Origin of the sequence: Aeromonas sp. R7-5, from assembly GCF_040908015.1 — a bacterium.
Lineage (GTDB): Bacteria > Pseudomonadota > Gammaproteobacteria > Enterobacterales > Aeromonadaceae > Aeromonas > Aeromonas caviae.
In genome coordinates, this window is the sequence record NZ_JBFOCZ010000032.1 from 490012 (window position 1) to 498914 (window position 8903).

The 8903-nt window shown below is 60.1% G+C and carries 8 protein-coding genes and 1 tRNA gene; 3 read left to right on the forward strand and 6 right to left on the reverse strand.

What is annotated here, in order from left to right; translation table 11 throughout:
* Positions 1 to 47: 47 nt before the first annotated feature.
* Positions 48 to 686, reverse strand: coding sequence for a phosphoribosylglycinamide formyltransferase (purN, locus tag AB5Y53_RS15305; protein ID WP_368182462.1), 639 nt, complete (start codon positions 684 to 686; stop codon positions 48 to 50).
* Positions 687 to 718: 32 nt separating this feature from the next.
* Positions 719 to 1756, reverse strand: coding sequence for a phosphoribosylformylglycinamidine cyclo-ligase (purM, locus tag AB5Y53_RS15310; protein WP_010675274.1), 1038 nt, complete (start codon positions 1754 to 1756; stop codon positions 719 to 721).
* 176 nt (positions 1757 to 1932) lie between these two features.
* Between purM and upp the strand changes: the two genes are divergently transcribed.
* The 3 genes from upp (at position 1933) to hda (ending at position 4532) form a co-directional block, all read left to right on the forward strand.
* Positions 1933 to 2559, forward strand: a complete 627-nt coding sequence (gene upp / locus AB5Y53_RS15315; protein ID WP_005302745.1) for a uracil phosphoribosyltransferase — start codon at positions 1933 to 1935, stop codon at positions 2557 to 2559.
* 140 nt (positions 2560 to 2699) lie between these two features.
* The gene (locus tag AB5Y53_RS15320) at positions 2700 to 3728 is read left to right on the forward strand and encodes a DUF2066 domain-containing protein (RefSeq protein WP_368182448.1); all 1029 of its coding nucleotides are present in this window, start codon (positions 2700 to 2702) and stop codon (positions 3726 to 3728) included.
* Positions 3729 to 3830: 102 nt separating this feature from the next.
* Complete coding sequence (hda, locus tag AB5Y53_RS15325) at positions 3831 to 4532, forward strand: DnaA inactivator Hda (RefSeq protein WP_010675272.1); 702 nt, start codon at positions 3831 to 3833, stop codon at positions 4530 to 4532.
* Between the two features lie 206 nt (positions 4533 to 4738).
* Here the strand turns inward: hda and aceA are convergent, their stop codons facing one another.
* From aceA to AB5Y53_RS15345, 4 genes are all read right to left on the reverse strand, one after another.
* Positions 4739 to 6052 (reverse strand): isocitrate lyase, encoded by a 1314-nt coding sequence (aceA, locus tag AB5Y53_RS15330; protein ID WP_041214877.1) that lies wholly within the window; start codon positions 6050 to 6052, stop codon positions 4739 to 4741.
* Between the two features lie 69 nt (positions 6053 to 6121).
* Complete coding sequence (aceB, locus tag AB5Y53_RS15335; RefSeq protein WP_368182449.1) at positions 6122 to 7729, reverse strand: malate synthase A; 1608 nt, start codon at positions 7727 to 7729, stop codon at positions 6122 to 6124.
* A gap of 692 nt (positions 7730 to 8421) precedes the next feature.
* Positions 8422 to 8562, reverse strand: coding sequence for a hypothetical protein (locus AB5Y53_RS15340; protein WP_010675269.1), 141 nt, complete (start codon positions 8560 to 8562; stop codon positions 8422 to 8424).
* 256 nt (positions 8563 to 8818) lie between these two features.
* Positions 8819 to 8895 (reverse strand) — tRNA-Pro (locus AB5Y53_RS15345).
* Positions 8896 to 8903: the final 8 nt, after the last annotated feature.

Sequence of the window (8903 nt, forward strand, 5' to 3'; positions counted from 1 at the left end):
CAAGGGAGGCCTGAGCCTCCCTTGTTGTGTCTTACTGCTGCTAGCGGTTACTCGCTGGCATAGCCTGCCAGGCCAAGCTGCTTGCCATCGAGGAAGGCAGACCCTTCTCGCATCTGCAAGCGCCCTTCACAGAACCACTGCACTACCAGGGGGTAGATGCTGTGCTCCTGCACCTGGACCCGGGCGGCGACCTCGTCGGCATTGTCCCCTTCGAAGATGGGGACCCGTGCCTGGAGGATCACCGGGCCGCCGTCAAGCTCTTCGGTGACGAAGTGGACGCTGGCGCCGTGCTCGTCATCACCGGCCTCGATGGCGCGCTGGTGGGTGTGCAGCCCCTGGTATTTTGGCAGCAACGAGGGGTGGATGTTGATCATCCTCCCCGCGAAGTGGCGCACGAGGTCGGCGCTCAGGATCCGCATAAAGCCGGCCAGCACCACCAGATCCGGCTGATAATCCGCCATCAGGGCCAGCAGGGCGGCATCATACTCCTCCCGGCTGGCGAACTGCTGCTGAGCCAGGATAGCGGTTGCCACCCCGGCTTCCCTGGCACGCACCAGGCCATAGGCATCAGCCTTGTTGCTGATGACGCCGACCACCTGACCGGCAATCTTGCCGCCGGCACAGCCGTCGAGGATGGCCTGCAGGTTGCTGCCGCTGCCTGAGATGAGGACGAGGATGCGTTTCATAGGGGAGGTCATCTGGCCGTTGATACGATCATTCATTGAATGATGACCTGCTCCTCACCATCGGCCGCCTTGGCGATGTGGCCGATGTGCCAGGCGTTCTCGCCTTCGGCCTTGAGCAGGGCCAGGGCCTTGTCCAGCTGATCCGCCGGCAGGGCGATGATCATGCCGACGCCGCAGTTGAAGGTGCGGTACATCTCGTGGCGGGTGACGTTGCCTGCCTGTTGCAGCCAGCTGAACACCGCCGGCCACTGCCAGCTCTGCTCGTCGATGACCGCCTGGGTGTTGGCGGGCAGCACGCGCGGGATGTTCTCCCAGAAGCCGCCGCCGGTGATGTGGGACAGGGCGTGGATCTCGCACTCCTTGATGAGCTTGAGCACTGGCTTCACATAGATGCGGGTCGGCTCCAGCAGGGCGTTGGCCAGGGTGGTGTCACCCAGCGGCTGCTGCACGTCGGCCTTGGAGACTTCCAGGATCTTGCGAATAAGGGAGAAGCCGTTGGAGTGGGGACCGCTGGCGGCCAGGGCGATCAGGGCATCCCCTTCGCCAACCTTGCTGCCGTCGATGATCTCGCTCTTTTCCACCACGCCGACGCAGAAACCGGCGATGTCGTAATCTTCCCCTTCATACATGCCAGGCATTTCGGCAGTTTCACCGCCGACCAGGGCACAGCCGGACTGTTCGCAGCCGGCGCCGATGCCGGTGACCACGGCAGCGGCAGTGTCCACGTCCAGTTTGCCGGTGGCATAGTAGTCGAGGAAGAAGAGGGGCTCGGCGCCCTGCACGATGAGGTCATTGACGCACATGGCGACCAAGTCGATCCCCACGGTGTCGTGCTTCTTCAGGTCGATGGCCAGACGCAGCTTGGTGCCCACCCCGTCGGTACCGGAGACCAGTACCGGTTCCTTGTAGCCAGCAGGGATTTGACACAGGGCCCCAAAGCCGCCAAGACCACCAAGGACTTCAGGACGACGAGTGCGTTTTGACACGCCCTTGATACGTTCAACCAGTGCATTGCCGGCATCGATATCTACGCCAGCATCCTTGTAGCTCAGTGAGGTTTTGTCAGTCACGCGTATTCCCCGTCATATAAAGAAGTGGAGGGTAAAATTCGGGGCGTATTCTACCAGCGGGCACGAAAAACCAGAAAGAAAATCGTTTGCGCGTTTTTGAATCGAAAAGCTCTACAAGCCGTGGCTTTTGTTGTATGATTCCGCGATTTTTTTGGCGCCGGTTAGAGGAGATAATAATGAAAGTCGTTGAAGTCAAACACCCCCTGGTCAAGCACAAGATCGGCCTGATGCGCGAAGGCGACATCAGCACCAAGCGTTTCCGTGAACTGGCCAAGGAAGTGGGCAGTTTGTTGACCTACGAAGCGACCTCTGACTTCGAAACCGAAAAAGTGACCATCGATGGCTGGAACGGCCCTGTGGAAGTCGACCAGATCAAGGGCAAGAAGGTCACCGTCGTGCCCATCCTGCGCGCCGGTCTTGGCATGATGGACGGGGTGCTTGAGCACATGCCGAGTGCCCGCGTCAGCGTGGTCGGTATCTACCGTGACGAAGAGACCCTGCAGCCGGTTCCCTACTTCGAGAAGATCGTCAGCAACATCGAAGAGCGTCTGGCCCTGGTCATCGACCCCATGCTGGCCACCGGTGGCTCCATGATCGCCACCATCGATCTGCTCAAGAAGAAAGGTTGCCAGTCCATCAAGGTGCTGGTGCTGGTTGCCGCCCCCGAAGGCATCAAGGCCCTGGAAGCCGCTCACCCGGACGTGGAGCTGTTCTGTGCCTCCATCGACCAGGGGCTGAACGAGAAGGGCTATATCGTCCCGGGTCTGGGGGATGCTGGCGACAAGATCTTCGGCACCAAGTAAGCATCACCCCATCGCCGCGCCCAAGGCGCGCAAACGGAGCCGGCACCCTGCCGGCTCCGCTGTTTCTCCCCCCTTTGCTTGCTGCCATGCGCGCCTTGCCGCTACCATAAGCACCATCCCCCATTTCGAGAATCTTCTTTATGCTGAAACGCTTAGCGACTCTCCTCTGCTGCTGTCTGCCACTCGTGGTGTCGGCCGCCCAGGTAACCGACCTTTATCAGGGCAAGGCTCCCACCAGTGGCGACATGACGGCCGCCCAGTCCCAGGCGCTGGGGGATGTGCTCGTCAAGGTGACGGGCAAGCGCGATATCCTCACCCAGCCGGATGTGGTGAAGGCCCTGGCGGCGCCGGCGGATTACGTGCAGCAATACAGCTATCAGGACATCGGCTCGGTCAAGTTTCTCAAGGCGGATTTCAATGTGGTCAAGGTGAACGCCCTGGTCGGCCAGAGCAAGTTTGCCCTGCTTGGCCCGGTGCGGCCGCAGGTCGCCATCTGGCTGGTGGTCGACGAAGGGGAGCGGCGCATTCTGCCGGATCAGTCCGGCGATGGCTGGTCCGAGGCGCTGCGTGCCCAGACCCAGGCCATGGGGCTGCCGGTCAGTCTCCCGCTGATGGACTTGGATGACAACATGGCAGTCAATGCCACCGATGTCTGGGGCCGCTTTGCCGATCCCGTGCTCAAGGCGAGCCAGCGTTACGGCGCCGAAATGGTGGTGCTCGGCAAACTGAGCCCGGAGGGGGAGGCCTGGAGCATCGACTGGGGTCTTTATGGTACCAAGCCGGGGGCGCAGGCAGGAGAGCTGACCGAGCTGACCAAGGGCTCGGGTTCAGGTACCCAGGCCGAGGTGGCAAAGGGCTTTGCCGATGCCCTGGCCGGTTGGCTGGTGCAGCAGTACGGTACCCGTCTCTCCGGTGTCGCCTCCAGCCAGACCCTGGTGGTGGAGGGGCTGTCCGATATCGATGGCATGATCCAGATCCAGAAGCTGCTGCAGGGGATGGCCAGTGTCACCAAGGTGGCCATCGGCAAGCTGGAAGGGGACAAGGTGACCTTCAACCTCTCGCTGCAGGGGGACAAGGCCGAGCTGGTGAGGGGGTTGCAACTTGAGAGCCGCCTTCATCAGGTGGAAGACAACGAGAACGGCCTGCGCTATCAATGGTCGCAGCCCTGATCCCGGGGAAGGATCCTGACCGCCCGGCATGGTCCGGGCGGTTCTCTATCTGCCCCGCTGGTGATACACTTGCCCGCAAATATCACAGTCAAAGCCCAACGAGTGAAGCAACCGGCCCAACTGTCTTTAGCCGTACAACTACCGGATGATGAAACCTTCGTCAGTTTTTATCCCGGCAACAACGCCCATCTGATCACCGCCCTCAAGAATGCGGCCATCGGTCAGGGCTCGCCCTTCCTCTATTTCTGGGGAGCCAAGGGGTCGGGCCGCTCCCATCTGCTCCATGCCACCTGTGCCGAGGTCAACGCCCGCGACGCGGCGGCGGCCTATCTCTCCCTCGATCAGTTCGAACAGCTTGACCCCAGCATGCTCGATGCTTTGGAGAGCCTGCCCCTGGTCTGTCTCGACAGCCTGGAGGCGATCGCCGGCAACGCCCTGTGGGAGCGGGCCCTGTTCGACTTCTACAATCGCTGGAAGGAGAAGGGGGAGGGGACGCTCATCGTTACCGGCTGCAGCGCGCCACGCAAGCTGGGGCTGCAACTGCCGGATCTCGCGTCCCGTCTCGACTGGGGAGTGAGTTTCCACCTCGACGAGCTGGACGACGAGGGCAAACTCAGCGCCCTGCAACTGCGCGCCGAGCTGCGGGGTTTCAAGCTGCCCATCGACGTGGGCCGTTTCCTGCTCAACCGCCTCTCCCGCGACATGCGCACCCTGCTTGCCACCCTCAATCGTCTCGACAACGCCTCCTTTCGCGCCAAGCGCAAGCTCACCATCCCTTTCGTCAAAGAGATCCTCGAGCTCTGAAAACCTATCCCATTAGGCTAACTTATTCGCCATTTTGAACCTGGGCAGTGCTCGAAATCCTCACGTACTACAGTACGATCCGGTTTCTGCGCGCTGTCCGTGTTCAAACTGCCTTCAACGATTACGCCTACTGGGATAGGTTCTAAGCCCCATAACGACAAACCCCGGGACTTGGCCGGGGTTTGTTTGCGAGCATTACACAGCTATCAGTGGAACTGATCTTCTTCGGTCGAGCCGGTCAGCGCGGTCACCGACGACTGGCCGCCCTGAATGACGGTGGTCACCTTGTCGAAGTAACCGGTACCCACTTCCTGCTGGTGTGCAACGAAGGTGTAGCCCCGCTCGGCAGCGGCGAATTCCGGCTGCTGCACCATCTCGACATAGTGCTTCATTCCCTCGCCACGGGCGTACTGGTAGGCCAGCTCGTACATGTGGAACCACATGTTGTGGATACCCGCTAGGGTGATGAACTGGTACTTGTAGCCCATGTCGGAGAGCTCCTGCTGGAAGCGGGCGATGGTGGCATCGTCCAGGTTTTTCTTCCAGTTGAAGCTCGGGGAGCAGTTGTAGGCCAGGATCTTGTCCGGGTACTGGGCCTTGATGGCCTCGGCAAATTTGCGCGCCTCGTCCAGATCGGGCTTGGCTGTCTCGCACCACACCATGTCGGCGTAAGGGGCGTAGGCCAGGCCGCGGGAGATGGCCTGCTCGATGCCAGCCTGCACCTTGTAGAAGCCCTCGCTGGTGCGCTCACCGGTCAGGAAGCCGGCATCGTAGGGATCGGCATCCGTGGTCAGCAGATCCGCTGCGTTGGCGTCGGTGCGGGCGATGACCAGGGTGGTGGTACCGCAGACATCTGCCGCGAGGCGGGCTGCGATGAGCTTTTGCACCGCTTCCTGGCTCGGGACCAGTACCTTGCCGCCCATATGGCCGCATTTTTTCACGGACGCGAGCTGATCTTCGAAGTGCACGCCGGCGGCGCCCGCTTCAATCATCCCCTTCATCAGCTCGAAGGCGTTCAACACGCCGCCGAAACCTGCCTCCGCATCCGCTACTATGGGCAGGAAGTAGTCGATGAAGCCCTTGTCCTCTGGTCCAACTTTGTTGGCCCACTGGATCTGGTCGGCCCGGGCGAAGGAGTTGTTGATGCGCTCCACCACGGAGGGGACGGAGTTGGCCGGGTAGAGGGACTGATCCGGGTACATGGTGGAGGAGAGGTTGTTGTCCGCCGCCACCTGCCAGCCGGAGAGATAGATGGCTTCGATGCCGGCCTTGGCCTGCTGCACCGCCTGGCCGCCGGTCAGGGCGCCGAGGCAGTTTACATAGCCTTTCTTGGCGCCGCCGTGGATCAGCTCCCACAGTTTGTCGGCGCCGCGTTGGGCCAGAGTGTGTGCCGGCTGCAGGCTGCCACGCAGGTTCACCACGTCCTCGGCGCTGTAGCCGCGCTTGATCCCTTTCCAGCGGGGGTTTTCTGCCCAGTCTTTCTCGATAGCCTGGATCTGTTGCTCACGGGTCAGTGCCATATCAGTTCCCTCTTTCATTGATTTCACGTTTCCATTGACTTGTTATGGGGGCCGTTACCGGCCCGGGTCTCACAGCCGCTCGTAGCCGGGCAGCGTCAGAAAATCGATCAGAGTATCGGCGCAGGTGATCTCTTCCATCAGCGCGCTTGCCTCGGCAAAGCGACCCGCCTGCCAGCGCTCGGCACCCACCTCGGCTTTGACCACCTCCTGCTCCTCGGCGAGCATCTGGCGGAACAGCGCCTTGGTCACCGCCTGACCGTTGGAGAGGGTCTTGCCGTGGCGGATCCACTGCCAGATGGAGGTGCGGGAGATCTCGGCGGTGGCGGCATCTTCCATCAGTCCGTAGATGGGCACGCAGCCGTTGCCGTTGATCCAGGCTTCCAGGTATTGCAGGGCGACGCGGATATTGGTGCGCATGCCCGCCTCGGTGCGATCACCCTCACAGGGGGCCAGCAGGTCGGCGGCCGTGATGGGGGCATCCTGCTCGCGCAGCACGCCGATCTGGTTCTGGGCACCCGCCGGAATGGTGGCGTTGAACACCGCCATGGCGGTATCGGCCAGACCGGGGTGGGCCACCCAGGTGCCATCGTGGCCGTTGTCGGCCTCGCGCTGCTTGTCCGCGTGTACCTTGGCAAACACCTGTTCGTTGACGGCCGCGTCCTTGGCCGGAATAAAGGCAGCCATGCCCCCCATCGCCAGCGCGCCGCGCTTGTGGCAGGTCTTGATGAGGAGTCGCGAGTAGGCAGAGAGGAACGGCTTGTCCATGGTCACCACCTGACGATCCGGCAGGACGCGATCCGGGTGGCTTTTCAAGGTCTTGATATAGCTGAAGATGTAGTCCCAGCGACCGCAGTTGAGGGCGACGATGTGATCCTTCATCTGATAGAGCAGCTCATCCATCTCGAACACCGCCGGCAGGGTTTCGATGAGCACGGTGGCCTTGATGGTACCGCGGGGCAGACCGAATTTGTCCTCGGTCCAGGCGAACACCTCGCTCCACCAGCGCCCTTCCAGATGGCTCTGCAGCTTGGGTACGTAGAAGTAGGGACCGGAGCCCTTGGCCAGCAACGCCTTGTGGTTGTGCAGGAAATAGAGGGCGAAGTCGAACAGGCCGCCGGGAATGGGGGCTCCATCAAAGGTGACGTGCTTCTCCGGCAGATGCAGACCGCGCACCCGGCAGATGAGCACGGCCGGATTGGGATTCAAGGTATAAGCCTTCCCCTCCGGGCTCTGGTAGGCAATGGTGCCGTTGACCGCATCGCGCAGGTTGATCTGGCCCTCGATCACCTTGTTCCAGGCCGGGGCCAGGGAGTCCTCGAAGTCGGCCATGAAGACCTTGACGTTGGCGTTGAGGGCATTGATCACCATTTTGCGCTCGACCGGGCCGGTGATCTCCACACGGCGGTCCTGCAGATCGGCGGGGATGCCGCGAATGGTCCAGTCACCATCGCGAATATGGGCGGTCTCTGGCAGGAAGTCCGGCAACTCACCGCCATCGATACGGGCCTGGCGTGCGACTCGCTGCTTCAGCAGCTCATTGCGTTGGGGAGCGAAACGTTCCACCAGTTCGGACACCAGGGCCACCGCATCCGGCGTCAGGATCTGCGCGTAATCGGGAAGCATCTCGCCTTGAATGCGCAGGCGGGTGCTGCTGATGGTCTGGGCCGGTGCCGACATAGTGGGTACTCCTCCAAAAGTTACATTTTGAATTTATTAACTACGACTAACGTCTATATCCCTTTCTTTCAAACTCCCCGTAACAGCGGGGTAACACGATTCATAAGGTGCAAAAGAATGGCGGATTCGTCAACTTGATTTTTAAAACAGGTGTTTTTTGATGATAGTTAAGATGCTGTTTTAAATGGATTTATGTGATTAGTGTAAAAGCTCTTTGCAGATGGTTATGCTCTTGGGTTGCCGGGGCGGCAGGGGGGAGGATTTCGGTAGAGGGGATGGGTTAAAAATGTAACTAATTACGTAATAAAATTACAAATGCAAAAACAAATCCCGACATTACTCCAAGCTTTGCAAAAACAGCTGTATGAAATGCCTTCGTTCAATCCAGCCTGCATGAGGGCTATGAAGTGACCGGGTAGTGAACCGGTGTTTAAAACTAAAATGTCAAATTGGGTCAAAATGGCGAAGGCGAACAGGAGAGAGGGAAATGACGAGCAATAACGTAGGTTTGTATCACGGCGTGTCCATGAAGGAGAGGGAGGTTGGGGCGCAGAAGATGGTCAATTAAACTGATTTTTGAAGAAAAACCAGCATTTTGTCGTTATTTGCGGTGGCGGTCTGTTGGCCGGGGTCAAGGGCGGTGCCGGACAGCAAAACCGGCGTCTTGAACCGCACTATGGTACGGGCTCGTCTCAGTAATCTTCATCCGGGGCGGCGAGATCGATCACATCGAGGTGCACTGAACTGCCAAACCCGTGCTCTGCGGAATCGAGCTCGGAGGGCGTGGGGGAGATCAGGGGCTGAACGGGCTGGGAGTCAACAGCTTGGGTCATGGATGCTTGCCTCATTGATTGCAAGCCGGTCGGTGATTCCATCACCCTAGTGTCCACCTCCCTGTTTTTATGGCCGGCGGAAAAGTTGCGTATCCTAGCGGCACTTTATGAAAGCTTCAAGTGGTTCTGTATAAAATTCATGCCAATAAAAAGTGGCGACCCGATGAACGGGGGAGGCGAGAGGAAAAGAGGCAAGCGTCGGGCGTGCAGGCAAAAAAATAGCCCAGTCGTTTGACTGGGCTATTTTCGGGGAATTTGGTCGGTGTGAGAGGATTCGAACCTCCGACCCTCTACACCCCATGCAGATGCGCTACCTGGCTGCGCTACACACCGACGGAGTC